Below are 13,945 nucleotides of genomic sequence, written 5' to 3' on the forward strand. Positions count from 1 at the left end.
GTGCAATTCTCTGCATCCACCGAGGCCGATTTTAAGGAAGGCTGTGCTAGTGATGTGACGGAACAGTTGTCCGTCCGACAGCGTCGATCCTGTCTCTGCTTGTCTCGCGGGAAGTAATACTGTCGAAGAGATCGTTGATCTTGAATACGACCTCTGTTCTGTTCGTCGCCTTGACCTTTTTCATGATGTTGCGAACATGCACTTTGACGGTGCTTTCTCGCAGATTGAGCTCATAGGCGATGATCTTGTTCGCCTTTCCTCGGCGGAGCGCCTCTACGACTTCGGCCTGACGGTCCGTGAACATGCCGGCCAGCGGTCGAGCGGTCGAGTTGCTGGACTCCAGCAGGTGACGCATGGCGAATAGTGTGCTTGCAGGCACAAAGACGCCGCCCGCAACGGACAGCGCGATGAGTTCCATGCACACGCTGACGCTCACTGAGGCAGGTATGTAGCCCTTGGCTCCATATTCGAGTGCCTTGACGATTTGGTTGAAATCGTCGCTATCGGCCAGCACGATGACCGGTATCGTCCCGAATTCCGACGAAAGGCTTCTGATTTGTCCTGAAACGGCAGGTTCATCGATTTTTTTTCCGCCAATGTTCAAGAGAATTGCCGAAAGCGGCGGATATTCGTCGCGTCTCTGCTTCCACTCTTCAATCTCTCCAAATGCCAGGACATGTAGATCCGTCTTGTGGGCGGCCATGCACTGCGCAAGGCATTGCCGATCAAGTTCACGGTTATCGAGGATCACGAGAGAATGCTTTGGCTTTGACGGCGAGATCGATGCCGTCGAATTATTCTCTATCTTAAGTGGCAGAGTAACATTTTCCTGCCTTAGGTCTAGATTTGGTATAAGCGCTGAATTCACTGCTTCATCCTCCCCAGCCGAGTTTTCACTACGCCCCAACAACAACCGAACACTCAAGCCCTTCAGATATGAGGGTTTGGAAGCACTAAAGTGGGAATTAAATACCACAGTTTCAGCGATCTCAAACTAGCTAATATAGGCTAAAGACGAACATTAGTTCCATCGCAAGATGTAAATTGGTCCTAATTCTTGGTATGGACCTATGCGATACTAGGCCAATCGCCGAGTAGTTAATTGCGTTGTCCCCCAGTTACCAATCGAGTCGCTAAACGCATGAAATCAATATGGCCCGTGGCGTACGCTCGAGCCGAATTCGAGCTTGCTCCACCACCAATGTTGATTGTGGGCTATGAATTTTGGGGTACGTCGTCATAAGTAGATACGCCTTTAGGTGAATAAGCTTAGACGTTTTGTTTCTTTACTCAGAAGACGAAAACAATTCTCTTTGAGGGGCAAGAAATATTTGTCCTGTCTAGATGAAATCTTTGGCGCAATCAGTGGGTTTCCGGTTTCATCTATAAATCAGGATTTGTTGAAGAGTAGGGGTGCATGCGTATGATTGCATCGAACGTCAAGCTGGATGACAGCAGCGTCATCCATCATCGAGATCTTGTGAATCTCTACGGCTGCACGATCGGCGCGCGAACGCGCATCGGCACCTTCGTTGAAATCCAGAAAAACGTCGTCGTCGGCAAAGACTGCAAGATCTCCAGCCATTCCTTCCTCTGTGAAGGCGTGACGCTGGAAGACGGCGTTTTCATCGGCCACGGGGTCATGTTTACCAACGACATATATCCGCGTGCCGCCAATCCGGATGGCAGTCTGCAAACGGAGGCCGACTGGGTTGTCGTCCCGACACTGGTCAGGCGCCACGCGTCGATCGGTAGCAACGCTACCATCCTGCCTGGCGTGACCATCGGAGAGGCCGCACAGGTCGGCGCCGGAGCGGTTGTAACAAGGGACGTGCCCGATGGCGCGATTGTTGCCGGCGTTCCGGCAAGGGTGATCGGTCGCGTCAATGACGGTCCAGTTGACATAATTGCGTTGGGAGGAGTGCGATGATCGGTATCGCCGTTGTTGGCTATGGGTATTGGGGCCCAAATCTGGTTCGTAACATTTCGGAAGCGGCCGGCGCGCAGCTGATTTCAGTCTGCGATCTCAATGTCGAGCGGTTGGCGGCCGTTAGAGGCCGTTATCCCGCAGTCACGATCACCGATGATTTCGAGGAAGTCCTGCGCGATCCGCGAGTGGATGCGATCGCCATCGCGACGCCCGTCTCGACCCATTTCAAGCTCGCAATGCAGGCCATGATGGCCGGAAAACATGTCTTTGTCGAAAAACCGATGGCATCGACGACGGAAGAAGCCTTGCGGATGGTCGAAGAGGCTGCGCGCCGGCGGCTCGTGCTGGCCGTGGACCATACGTTCGTCCACACAGGAGCCGTCCGCAAAATGCGCGAACTGGTCGAAAGCGGCCTGGGCGACATGTATTATTACGACTCCGTTCGGGTCAATCTGGGCCTCTTCCAGCATGATGTCAGCGTCATCTGGGACCTCGCAGTGCATGATCTCTCCATCCTCGACCATGTCCTGCAGGAACGGCCGGTGGCCGTGTCGGCGACTGGCATGAGCCATGTGCTCGGTGAGCCGGAGAATATCGCCTACCTAACGCTCTTCTTCGAGAGCAAGCTCATCGCACATATCCACGTCAATTGGCTGGCCCCTGTCAAAGTCCGCCGCACGCTGATCGGCGGCAGCAATAAGATGATCGTCTATGACGACCTGGAGCCAAGCGAAAAGATCAAGGTCTATGACAAGGGCATCACTATGTGCCCCAATTCTGATGCCTATGGCGAGAAGGTGCATCAGATGCTGGTCGGCTACCGCAGCGGCGATATGTGGGCGCCTAAGCTCGATATGACCGAGGCATTGAAGCGCGAGCTGGATCAGTTCGTCGAGTGCATCGAGCAAAATTCACGGCCGATTACGGACGGTCATGCCGGGCTGCGTGTCGTTCGCGTCCTTGAAGCAGCAAGCCGGTCGCTCGCCCAGCGCGGCCGTATCATTGAGCTCGAAGAGGCGAGGCGCATTGCATGATCCCGTTCCTGGACCTGAAGGCACAATATCAATCGATCAAGAGCGAGATAGACGCTGCGGTTCTCGGCGTCCTCGCCTCGGGGCAATACATACTGGGCGAAGAGGTTGCCCGTCTCGAGCAGGAATTCGCTGACTATTGCAACGTCAAGCATGCGATCGCCGTCAATACCGGAACGAGCGCTCTGCATCTGTCCCTGCTTGCCGCGGGCGTCGGCCCCGGAGATGAAGTCATTACCGTGCCGTTTACCTTTGTCGCGACCGTGTCGGCGATCTGCTACACGGGCGCAACACCCGTATTCGTCGATGTAGAGCCTGTGACGCTCACAATGGATCCGGCTCAGCTCGAGGCGAAGATCACTTCCCGAACAAAGGCGATCATTCCTGTCCATCTCTATGGCCAGATGGCCGATATGGATGGGATCATGGCAATCGCTGACCACCATCGAATCCCGGTCATTGAGGATGCCTGCCAGGCACATGGCGCGCGGTACAAAGGCGCGCGCGCCGGCAGCATCGGCGTCTCTGGCTGCTTCAGCTTCTATCCGGGCAAGAATCTCGGCGCTTGCGGCGAGGGCGGGATTGTCGTCACGAACAGCGACGATCAGGCCAAGACGATGCGCATGCTGCGCGATTGGGGTCAGGAGCAGCGCTATCATCATCTGCTGAAAGGCTTCAATTATCGCATGGACGCGATTCAAGGTGCGATCCTGCGCATCAAGCTGCGGCACCTCGAAGCCTGGACAGAAGCACGTCGCTCTCATGGCCGCCGCTACTCCTCGCTGCTTGCGGGTTCGTCACACCTGAAGACGCCTGTCGAGGTCGCCGACCGCCGGCATGTGTATCACGTCTACGCTATCAGAAGCCGCGATCGCGACGGCCTTCAGCGTATGCTCACAGCGGAAGGTATTCCGTCGGGCTTGCACTATCCGATCCCCGTTCATCTGCAGAAGGCTCATGCCGACCTTGGTTACCAAGTCGGCGACTTCCCTGTCTCGGAGGCCGCCGCACGCGAGGTTCTCTCCTTGCCGATCTATCCCGAAATGCCCGTACAGCACGTCGATCAGGTCGCCGCAGCGCTGGAGTATGCCTATGTCAGCTAGTCGTGGAGGCGAGGCGCGCGTCGTGCAGGCCGTTCACGGCCGCAGCCAGAAGCCGGCAGATCCCGCCTATCAGGCCGGGCTCGCCGAAGAGCTCAAGCAATCGTATGGACGGGCCGGTCTGATCGAACTCTACGGCCGCTTTGCAGCTGGCGACGGCGTCGTAGACAGCCTGATGCGGAAAGCCATCTGGCAGGCGATTGCGCGAAGCTGCGGTACAGGATTGCAGGTCGCAGGCGGTGCCGGTTTCAAGCATCCGGAAACGTTCGAAATCGGCAATGGGGTATTCATCGGCGCTCAAGCCTATATCCAGGGCCGTTACGATGGCACTTGCGTAATCGGTGATAATGTCTGGATTGGGCCGATGGCCTACTTCGACGCGCGCAACCTGGTGATCGAGGAATCTGTCGGCTGGGGGCCTGGCGCCAAGGTACTTGGTTCGACCCACACGGCATTGCCCGTGGATGTTCCTATCATTCGCACGGATCTCGAAATCAAGCCGGTCCACATCGGCGCCTGGGCCGATATCGGTACCAACGCCACAATTCTTCCCGGCGTGCGCATCGGGAAGGGGGCGATCGTCGGTGCAGGCGCCGTCGTCGTCTCCGATGTCGAGCCATTCTCAGTCGTCGCCGGCGTGCCCGCGAAATTCATACGCTGGCGCACGGATGCCGATCCTGTGCTGAATATATCGCGTGAGGGAAGATCATGAGAAATAAGCGGGTACTCATTACCGGTGGAGCCGGCCTGATCGGGTCGCATATCGCCGATCTCGTCGCATTGGAAAAGCCGCGGGAGATCATCGTCCTCGACAATTTCGTGCGCGGACGCCGGGACAATCTCAGCACGGCAATAGCCAGCGGGTCCGTTAACATCATTGAGGGCGATATCCGCGACAGAGCGCTTCTGGCAAAGACCTTCGAGGGCGTCGACATCGTCTTTCACCAAGCGGCTATCCGCATCACGCAATGTGCTGAAGAGCCCCGGCTTGCCTTCGAAGTTCTGGCCGAAGGCACGTTCAATGTCCTTGAAGCTGCCGTCAAGGCAGGCGTGTCAAAGGTTGTCGCGGCCTCCTCGGCGTCCGTGCTGGGGCTCGCCGAGAGCTTTCCGACGACGGAGCAGCATCATCCCTACAATAACAGGACGATCTATGGTGCGGCCAAGACGTTCAACGAGGGGCTGTTGCGCAGCTTCGCGGAAATGTATGGCTTGCGCTACGTAGCGCTGCGTTATTTCAACGTCTACGGGCCGCGCATGGATGTTTATGGCGCCTATACCGAAGTGCTGATCCGTTGGATGGAGCGCCTTGCGGCTGGAATGCCGCCCCTCATCTATGGAGACGGTAGCCAGACGATGGACTTCGTCGACGCACGCGATATCGCCCGGGCAAACATGCTGGCAGCGAAGAGCGACGTCACGGACGAGGTGTTCAATGTCGCGAGCGGCAGGGAAATAAGCCTGCTGGAACTCGCGCAGATGCTGAGCAACATCATGGGATCCTCGCTTGAGCCGCAGCACAAGGAGGCGCGCGCCGTCAACGGTGTCACCCGTCGTCTTGCCGATATCAGCAAGGCCGAAAGGCTCCTGGGCTTCAAGGCGGAGATATCGATGGAGCAGGGGCTTCGTGACCTCGTCGCATGGTGGCAGTCGAAGACTGCTGCGGCAGGAGGCCAGGCCGCATGAGCCCGCTGCTATCTACAATTCCCGTCGCAAAGCCCGTCCTCGGAGAGGAGGAGGCTGAGGCCGCGCGCCGCGTCATACTATCGGGATGGGTGACGCAGGGGCCGGAAGTCGCGGCCTTTGAGAAGGAATTCGCGGCCTACGTTGGCGCCGAGCACGCTTGCGCCGTTTCCAACTGCACGACGGCGCTTCATCTCGCCTTGATGGCGGTCGGCGTCAGTGCCGGCGACGAAGTCATTACGGTCAGCCATTCGTTTATCGCGACCGCGAACGCTGTTCGATACTGCAATGCAGTGCCTGTTTTCGTCGATATCGAGCCGGATGGTTACAATATCGATCCTAGCCTGATCGAGACGGCAATCACGCCGCGCACCAAGGCGATCCTGTGCGTGCATCAGCTTGGCATGCCTTGCGACCTCCGCACGATCGTGGAGATCGCCAAGCGTCATTCGATTCCGGTTATCGAAGATGCGGCCTGCGCGACGGGAAGCGAAATCCTATGGGACGGGCGTTGGGAAAAGATCGGCAAGCCGCATGGCGACATTGCCTGCTTCTCCTTCCATCCCCGCAAGGTTGTCACGACCGGTGATGGCGGCATGTTGACCACGGCCAATCCCGATTACGACCGGAAATTCCGGCTTTGGCGTCAGCATGGAATGAGCGTCACCGATACCGTCCGGCACGGTTCGAAGCAGGTTATCTTCGAGGATTACGACGAGCTGGGCTACAATTACCGCATGACCGACCTTCAGGCTGCCGTCGGACGGGAGCAATTGCGGCGGCTGCCGGGACTGATTTCGCAGCGGCGGCGATTTGCCGAACAGTATTGCGAGCGGCTGTCCACGATCCCCGGTCTGTCGATCCCGACCGAACCCCGCTGGGCTCGCAGCAATTGGCAAAGCTTTTGTGTGCGATTGTCTGACGAAATCGACCAACGGGCGGTCATGCAGGTCCTGCTCGATCAAGGGATATCGACCCGACGCGGTGTGATGAACATCCATCTGGAAGGCGCCTATGCCGATCAGGGCTCCCATCGCGCTGCCACCAGCCTGACGCGAAGCATCTCAGCGCAGCAGCAAACCGTCATCCTGCCGCTTTATGCCCAGATGACGGAGCTCGACATCATCGGGGTCGTCGAGGCGTTGCGTCAGGCCCTTGCCGAGGTCAGCACCGGCCGCGTCGTCCGTCAGCCCGAACAGCACGTCGTGCCCGCCTGAAGTGATACCTGCATACCGCGGGAAATGGATAGCGCATCAGAAGGAGCGTGCATCATCTGATGCGCGCTTTTCTTATGCGGATTTCGTGATCCATCCTCTGACAATTGCGGGTACCGACTCCGGTGGAAGCAGTTCGACCAACATGCGTAGCGAGTAAAGCCCGCTCGCAGCCACGGCGACGCAGCCAATCACCATCGCCGACCATGGCGGCAAGATCAAAAAGGCCGCGAATACCAATCCCGACGTCGGCAGGAACAGAAGCGCGTGCCTCCGGTTGGCGGGCGACCAGCGAAAGCCGGTAAACCGGCGGACGATGACGTAAATCAGGATACTGTGCCAGACGTATAGGCCGAAAAAAGCCATGCCGGCCCCTGGCGTGCCAAATTTTGACACAAAGAGCCATGCCAGCCCCACATGCACCAGCGTTGCTGCGACCTCCGTCCAGAAGAAGATCGTCTGCGCACCCTTCGCCAAGACGATGAAACCCATCGGCCAGGCGACGATCCTGAGCATCATTCCAAGGCAGATCCACCGCAGAAGCTCCACGGCGCCATGAAACTCCGAAGAATAGAACAAACTCATCACGAGCGGTGCGAGGATCAAGGTGGCGAGCAGACCAGGCCCGGCCAGTAGCAGGCTTATTTCCGCCTGCTCGTTGACCAGCCGATTACACTCGGCATTGTTGTCTGCGGCTGCAGTCAAGCGCGGATAGAAGTCCGTGCTCATCGCCTGCAGGATAAAACCGGCATAGAGCCCGCCAAGCGCCCAAGCCGCCTGATACAATCCAGCCGCGGCAACGCCCCCCTCCTTCAGCACGATGATGCGGATGGCGTATGCCGCCCCGAAGGTCAGAAGCCCGCTTGCCATGAACGCGAAGCCGAGCCGGAGCAGAGCGGTCGCTTCCTGGCCGAACTGGCGCGCCGACATTGCTGGGCGATGCGTGGAGATTCGTCGGCTGTACCACCAGGTGGGAAGAATTGAAGCAGCCGCGACCACGACCAGGGACGGCCCGATGGCCTGTGCGCCAAACAGATAGATCAGCGGGATGCTGACCACGGTTCCGAAGAGCCCCGAGAGCACGTTGATGACGGCAAGGCTTCCGATGTTCCGCATTCCCTGAATCAATGCGGTTTGTCCGGCGGAGACCACCCGAAAAAATACGGCTAGAGAGAGGAGTGCGATCCCTGCTGCATGCTGGGAGTCGCCAAAGGTGAAATTCGAGACCGGAAAGGCCAGTGCGGCAAGCAAGAGCGCACCAAGAAGGCCGAGTACCATCGATATGCGCCTGAGCGCGGTCGCCGATCGTGCGATCCTGTCTGCGTCGCTGGTGCCGGCAGCTTCGGCGATCTGGCGCACGCCGCTGCTACTCACGCCCAGACCAGCAATCGCTTGGGCCATATCGATGATCGATCCATAGAGGCCGATAAGTCCCACGCCTTCCGGCCCGAGCAGGACTGCCAGAGCTTTGTTTCTGATGATGCTGAGCGCGACGTTTATCAACGAGGAGCCGCCCATCAGCATCGTCGATTTGAGAATCTGGGTATAGGTCTGGCCACGAGGAGGTATCATGCGCAAGGTCATTAGATATCCCTGGCCATAGGCTGGCAGCAAAGTTGTTGGTTGCAACACATGCTTTCGCCGGTCACTGGCTGGCCCGATCCGCAAGCGCTTGAGGTTGTTCGGAAGACTCGGCGGAGTCAGGATCGGACGAGCCTTCCAAAATATGAGGTTGGACCACTCTCACCACATCACCGGGCTCCAACGCCGTCGTTTCCGAGGCCGGGAATTGTTTGATCTGTCCGTCATTCCGCCGGCTTACGGTAAAGGTAAGCGGGAGTTCATCGCCAGGGTTTTTAGCGTCGGCGCTAGTGGCGAGCCCCTCGATGAGCAGCTTCTGCGTCAGTTCCCGTTTCATTTTGAGCTGATCGAGATTTGCCCGTTCGGACTGCGCTTCGGTTGCGATTTCGCTTCGGCGCGTATCAGCAAGCCCCTCGAGATTCCGTGTTGTCTCGCTGATGGCCTGACGGCCCCGCATGATCGCAGTGACGAGGTCGAGCTTGTCAGCGCGATAGGTCGTCAGCAGCCGTTGCAGGTCCATTTGCCGCGACGAGAGCGTAAGGCCCTTCTCGACGAGCGTCTTAACGCTGACCAGTTGGTCCTCGACGGATTTGATATTTTCGTCTGCCCCCGCTTGCTTTTCTTCCAACGTCGAAATTTCGGTATTCAGAAGGTCACGCAGTTCCACGAGTGCCTTTGACTGTCTCTCCAGCGCACTCGCTCGAGCCCGGAAAATGACCCGTTCCTCGTTATAGATCCCCGCCGCATATTGCTGGTCGCTGCCATCCGTCCGGTCGAAGGTTATCTCTTTTGCTCCGTCCATCTCCGCCTGGAGCCGCGACAGCTTTGCGGCGCTGCGCAAAATCGAGTGATCGGTTTCGCGTAATTCGCCTGCGAGCCTGATCGACTGCGTTTGTTGCTCGCCTTTGGCGCGGAGCGGGCCGCCGCCCATTGCGAGCGATTGCAGGACGGTAAGGCCGGGGCGGAATTTATACTCTCCCGGCTTGGCTACGTCTCCCACGACATAGATCGGCGGATATTCGAGAATTTCGATCATCACCACAGGTGCCTGCATCAGTCCGATCTTTTCCTGCAGACGCGTGGCAATCTGGTTTGCGAGGCCGGCATTATCAAGCTTGCCGACGGGAAGGGCTCCAAGGAAGGGCAAAAAGACTGCGCCCTCATCCGAGACGGTGTATTCGCCGCCGATCGCATCCCATCGTTCAAACTGGCCTTTGGATGGCATCCACTGGGCAATCGTCAGACGGATTTTCGTTTGAGGAGCAAAGGGAGTGTCGTCGGCGAGAGCCGGTGACACAGGCCCGGCAAGAAGGACGAGAGCACTGATGGCAAACGCCGCACGAAAGAAGATGTGAGGAACGCGGTACGATAACTTCATCTACGTGTCCAGCCTGCAAAGCATCCTTAAGCGGATACAAGTTCAATGCCTTAGGCGTTGCGCGGACGACGGACGCAGAGTCCAGCGCCGCAACACCAGTGTGCAGTCTGACGGAGCCTTGAGGAAGATGGAGGTCGGCTGCTTCACTTCATCAATATTGATGAGGCGGAGTAGGGTGCTTTACCTCGATCGAGCAGGAACACATGTTTCCATTCCACGGACGTGTGCAAGGACGGCGGAGGTCGGAGGAGTTTCTCAGCGATCGATGTTATAAGCGGCGATCAGGTCGCATCACGTTCCATGCGCAGATTGGCGACGACGCGTCGGTTCTGTACCCTGCAGGAACGCTCCGTGCAGTCGCGGACTTCTCGGTCCTCGCCGTAACCCTTGGCCCACATCCGTTTCGGGTCCACGCCCCTCGAGGCCAGATAGGCCATTGCCGCGTCGGCGCGCTGTTGTGACAGCGTCTTCATCTTCGATGTTGAACCGGTATCGTCAGCAAATCCCTGCAGCTTGATCAGCCAGGCCGGATTTCTGTTGAGCCAGGCAGCCTGATTATCCAGCGTCGCCATGGCAACGGAATCGAGCTTGGCGGAATCTTGCGTGAAGTAGATTCGTCGGCCGACGTTGAGGATGAAGTCCTCTTCGCTGCCAGCCTTGACGTTTTCAAAACCGGGCGCGGGATCATTGGTCTGGCCAGTCAACGGCGCCGCGGGAGGCTCTTCCACGGAGGCGATATCCGTGGTGGTGCAGGCTGTGAGCGTCAAAAACATGGCCGCCGCGACGCAAAGGCGCCTCGCATATCCGATCCTAACAGACATCAAGTTGATCTTCCTCATTCGACAGGGGTTGCCTGGCTGACCTCGGCGGCTGGCGCCTGGTCGGCAATATGCGGCAAGACCTGTACCGCGGTGCCGATCGGGCAACGCTGGTAAAGATCGATGGCGTCTTCATTGAACATGCGGATACAGCCGCTGGAGGCATCTTTGCCGATGCTCCACGGCTCAAGTGTGCCGTGGAAGCGATAGCCTGTATCGACGCCGTCCCGGTGCAAGTACATGGCACGGGGCCCAAGTGGATTCTTTGGTGAGCCACCCGCCACGAATTCTGGCAGTTCGGGGTGGCGCTTGCGCATCTCCGGTGGCGGTGTCCAGCGCGGCCAAAGTGATTTGCTGTCGATCGTGGCGCGGCCGAACCATTTGAAGCCCTCGCGGCCGACGCCGACGCCGTAACGGATGGCCGTCTTGTTCTCCATGATCACGTAGAGAAAATGGTGCCGCGTATCGACAACTACGGTGCCGATTGGTTCGCTGCTGAAATATTTCACCACCTGGCGGTGCCATTGCCTGTCGATTTTGGCAAAGTTCGTTGCTCGGAACGTGACGCCATTATCGACAGCGGTACCAGCGAAATAGGACGCTGCCTGAGCAAAAGCCGGCCTTTGTACCGCGCCTGCCCCAAGTAACGCCAATCCGCCAGCCAGAATATTCCTGCGGGTCCACACCATCGGCCATATCCCCCTCAAAGCCAAGCAGCGCGGCGCCAGTAAATCAGATTTCTGATTTAGGACAATATAAAACTCTTCTCATCCCCCAAAAGATCGAGAACGAGTTGCTATTACGCCTGCAGCCTAAGTGCTTTGATGGTTATTGGGTGGAAAGGAGCTTACCGTGCGTTGGCCACCTAAAGTTCGCAGCGGTCTCGCGGCATAGATAATCTATAAGCCGGCTTCTGATTGCTACCAAGCCGTGCGCGCCGTACCCAGCGCGAAGGAGTGGGAGGAGGTGACGAGGGCGACATGAGCCTTGAGCGAAACGGCACAGTTTCCCGGATAAGAGAGATTGTGCTGGATCAGGTGCTTCAGAAGTTCGTCGACATTGCGCTTTTCAGTCAGCGGAAATGCCACAGTCATATGCGTTCCTCCAAAGAGCAAATTGACCTTCGGAGCGATTTAGGCGCGAATCCTTTTGCGCTGCAACAAGAAAATTTTAACGATAGAATTAAAATCGATTAGTTTCGTGAGGTGATTTTTAAAATCGTTTTAAATCCGCGACCGAATGTGGCGCAGCCCAAATCGGATTACTGCGACAAAATGCACGCAGCAGAATAAGACGTTGTTAACCATCCAGGTCCCAGATGGAGAGAGGTTTGAACGTTCTGCCTGAGGCGCGAGAATTCGGTCCGCAGCAGGACTTTGAATTCGCACATGTCCCCTTCGATGGCCGATGCAGACGAGTGGATTATGCGCTGGTGCGTTCTGTTCTCGGTGTGTGTCGATGTCGATCATTCATAGTATCAGCTTAAGAAGCGGTCGGCTGGTGAAGCTCACCTTCGAATCTGCTCCCTTCACGCGGGCCGCTCGCAAGACCGGAACGGCACGGCAAGCGAGAAGCCGCATCGTCACGCTCGCGAGTGCTCTCAGCATCGTCTACCTCGGAATGTTCGGCAAGCTCATCTATTATGGCCTTGCCGTCGATACGACGACATCGAGCATTCCGCCAAATCCGATCATGGCCTCCCGGCCAGATATTCTCGATCGCAATGGCGAACTTCTGGCGACCGATATCCGCACGGTTTCGATGTTTGCCGAGCCGAGCCATATGGTCGATGTGGATGAAGCGGTCGAGAAGCTCACACATCTTTTCCCGGAGCTTGACCAAAAAGCGCTCTATCGGAAGCTGTCCGACAAGCGTTCGCAATTCACGTGGCTGCGCCGCCAGCTGACGCCGAAGCAACAAAGCGACGTTCTGGCCCTCGGCCTTCCGGCCATCGGCTTCCGCCCGGAGGTGAAACGCTTCTATCCCGGAGGGCGCACGGCAGCCCACATCCTCGGCTATGTCGATATCGACAACAAGGGCATGGCCGGCATGGAGAAGTATCTCGACATGCAGGGTCTTTCGGATTTGGAATCCACCGGACTTGCGGTGCGCGAGAATCTGGAGCCGGTGCGCCTGTCGATCGACATCCGAGCGCAGAATGCGGTTCACGACGTCGTCACCGACGCTATCACCACATACAAGGGCAAGGCTGCCGGCGCCGTCATCCTCGACGTCCATACCGGCGAAGTGCTCGCCATGGCGTCCGCCCCCGATTTCGATCCGAATGATCCGCAGGCAACCGGCAGCGAAGGCTGGCTGAACCGCATGTCGAACGGTACGTTCGAAATGGGCTCGACCTTCAAGACCTTCTCGATGGCATTGGCGCTAGACAGTGGCACGGTGAAACTCTCCGACAGTTTCGACGCCACCGGACCGCTGCACTACGGCGGCTTCACCATCCACGACGACCATGACGTGCCGCGCCGCTGGCTGACCATTCCGGAAATCTTCCGCTATTCCTCCAATATCGGCACGGCGAGGATGATGGACCTAGTCGGTATGGATCGCCAGAAGGACTATCTCACCCGGTTCGGCCTGTTGACGAAGATGCAAACCGAACTGCCGGAGGTGAAGACGCCGACACAGCCGAAAGTGTGGAAGAAGATCAATTCGATTACGATCTCCTTCGGTCATGGCGTGGCAACCACACCGCTGCAGACCGCGGTTGCCGGTGCCGCCCTTGTCGATGGCGGTGAGCTCATAGAGCCGACCTTCCTGCCGCGTACGGCCGAAGAGGCAGCGAAGACCGAACAGCAGATCGTCAAGAAAAGCACCAGCGACACGATCCGTTATCTCTTCAAGCTCAACGGCGAACAAGGCTCCGGACGCACCGCCGACGTACCGGGCTTCCATGTCGGCGGCAAGACAGGCACAGCGAACAAGGTCGTGAATGGCCATTATTCGCACACGCTGAGCTTCAACGCCTATCTGGCGGCCTTCCCGATCGATGCGCCGAAATATGTGGTGCTGTCCTTCATAGACGAACCGCTGACCGGTCAGCACGGGCTGACATTCGCTACGAATACGGCAGCTCCGATGGTGCACGACATTATCAGCCGCGTCGCACCGATCCTGGGCGTCGAACCGGATTTCGGGCAGAACCTGCTGGCCTCATATTGAGGGCGACACCGGCATTCGCCGAATTTTCATCGC

The 13,945-nt window shown here is 57.8% G+C and carries 13 protein-coding genes; 7 read left to right on the forward strand and 6 right to left on the reverse strand.

The window, feature by feature from the left end; all coding sequences use genetic code 11:
* Nucleotides 1-46 precede the first annotated feature (46 nt).
* Nucleotides 47-868: a response regulator transcription factor gene (locus tag FHX08_RS19800; protein ID WP_132655458.1), complete on the reverse strand. Its 822-nt coding sequence runs from the start codon at nucleotides 866-868 to the stop codon at nucleotides 47-49.
* Between the two features lie 555 nt (nucleotides 869-1,423).
* On the opposite strand from FHX08_RS19800, the gene FHX08_RS19805 reads away from it, so the two are divergent.
* The 6 genes from FHX08_RS19805 to FHX08_RS19830 are packed head-to-tail and all read left to right on the forward strand — an operon-like array spanning nucleotide 1,424 to nucleotide 6,958.
* Nucleotides 1,424-1,930, forward strand: a complete 507-nt coding sequence (locus FHX08_RS19805; RefSeq protein ID WP_132655460.1) for an acyltransferase — start codon at nucleotides 1,424-1,426, stop codon at nucleotides 1,928-1,930.
* Entirely contained in the window at nucleotides 1,927-2,964 is a 1,038-nt protein-coding gene (locus FHX08_RS19810; protein ID WP_132655337.1) for a Gfo/Idh/MocA family protein, read from the forward strand. Before FHX08_RS19805 ends, FHX08_RS19810 begins: the two co-directional genes overlap by 4 nt.
* Nucleotides 2,961-4,064: a DegT/DnrJ/EryC1/StrS family aminotransferase gene (locus tag FHX08_RS19815; protein WP_132655339.1), complete on the forward strand. Its 1,104-nt coding sequence runs from the start codon at nucleotides 2,961-2,963 to the stop codon at nucleotides 4,062-4,064. Before FHX08_RS19810 ends, FHX08_RS19815 begins: the two co-directional genes overlap by 4 nt.
* The gene (locus tag FHX08_RS19820; protein WP_132655341.1) at nucleotides 4,054-4,773 is read left to right on the forward strand and encodes a DapH/DapD/GlmU-related protein; all 720 of its coding nucleotides are present in this window, start codon (nucleotides 4,054-4,056) and stop codon (nucleotides 4,771-4,773) included. Before FHX08_RS19815 ends, FHX08_RS19820 begins: the two co-directional genes overlap by 11 nt.
* Nucleotides 4,770-5,744, forward strand: coding sequence for an NAD-dependent epimerase/dehydratase family protein (locus FHX08_RS19825; protein WP_132655343.1), 975 nt, complete (start codon nucleotides 4,770-4,772; stop codon nucleotides 5,742-5,744). Before FHX08_RS19820 ends, FHX08_RS19825 begins: the two co-directional genes overlap by 4 nt.
* Nucleotides 5,741-6,958: a DegT/DnrJ/EryC1/StrS family aminotransferase gene (locus tag FHX08_RS19830; protein ID WP_132655345.1), complete on the forward strand. Its 1,218-nt coding sequence runs from the start codon at nucleotides 5,741-5,743 to the stop codon at nucleotides 6,956-6,958. Before FHX08_RS19825 ends, FHX08_RS19830 begins: the two co-directional genes overlap by 4 nt.
* A 72-nt stretch (nucleotides 6,959-7,030) precedes the next feature.
* On the opposite strand, the gene FHX08_RS19835 is transcribed toward FHX08_RS19830, so the two are convergent.
* From FHX08_RS19835 to FHX08_RS19855, 5 genes are all read right to left on the reverse strand, one after another.
* Nucleotides 7,031-8,539 (reverse strand): O-antigen translocase, encoded by a 1,509-nt coding sequence (locus tag FHX08_RS19835; RefSeq protein ID WP_132655347.1) that lies wholly within the window; start codon nucleotides 8,537-8,539, stop codon nucleotides 7,031-7,033.
* 61 nt (nucleotides 8,540-8,600) lie between these two features.
* A complete protein-coding gene (locus FHX08_RS19840) occupies nucleotides 8,601-9,914 on the reverse strand; it encodes an SLBB domain-containing protein (protein WP_132655349.1) in 1,314 nt (437 codons plus the stop codon).
* A 281-nt stretch (nucleotides 9,915-10,195) separates the two neighbouring features.
* On the reverse strand, nucleotides 10,196-10,753 hold the full coding sequence (locus FHX08_RS19845; protein WP_132655351.1) for an OmpA family protein: 558 nt from the start codon (nucleotides 10,751-10,753) through the stop codon (nucleotides 10,196-10,198).
* The gene (locus FHX08_RS19850) at nucleotides 10,750-11,421 is read right to left on the reverse strand and encodes a L,D-transpeptidase (RefSeq protein WP_132655353.1); all 672 of its coding nucleotides are present in this window, start codon (nucleotides 11,419-11,421) and stop codon (nucleotides 10,750-10,752) included. Before FHX08_RS19850 ends, FHX08_RS19845 begins: the two co-directional genes overlap by 4 nt.
* Before the next feature lie 231 nt (nucleotides 11,422-11,652).
* Nucleotides 11,653-11,826 (reverse strand): hypothetical protein, encoded by a 174-nt coding sequence (locus tag FHX08_RS19855; protein ID WP_165911927.1) that lies wholly within the window; start codon nucleotides 11,824-11,826, stop codon nucleotides 11,653-11,655.
* Nucleotides 11,827-12,190: 364 nt separating this feature from the next.
* On the opposite strand from FHX08_RS19855, the gene FHX08_RS19860 reads away from it, so the two are divergent.
* Complete coding sequence (locus FHX08_RS19860; RefSeq protein WP_132655355.1) at nucleotides 12,191-13,912, forward strand: penicillin-binding protein 2; 1,722 nt, start codon at nucleotides 12,191-12,193, stop codon at nucleotides 13,910-13,912.
* Nucleotides 13,913-13,945 lie beyond the last annotated feature (33 nt).

The organism is Rhizobium sp. BK529 (assembly GCF_014194105.1).
GTDB lineage: Bacteria > Pseudomonadota > Alphaproteobacteria > Rhizobiales > Rhizobiaceae > Rhizobium.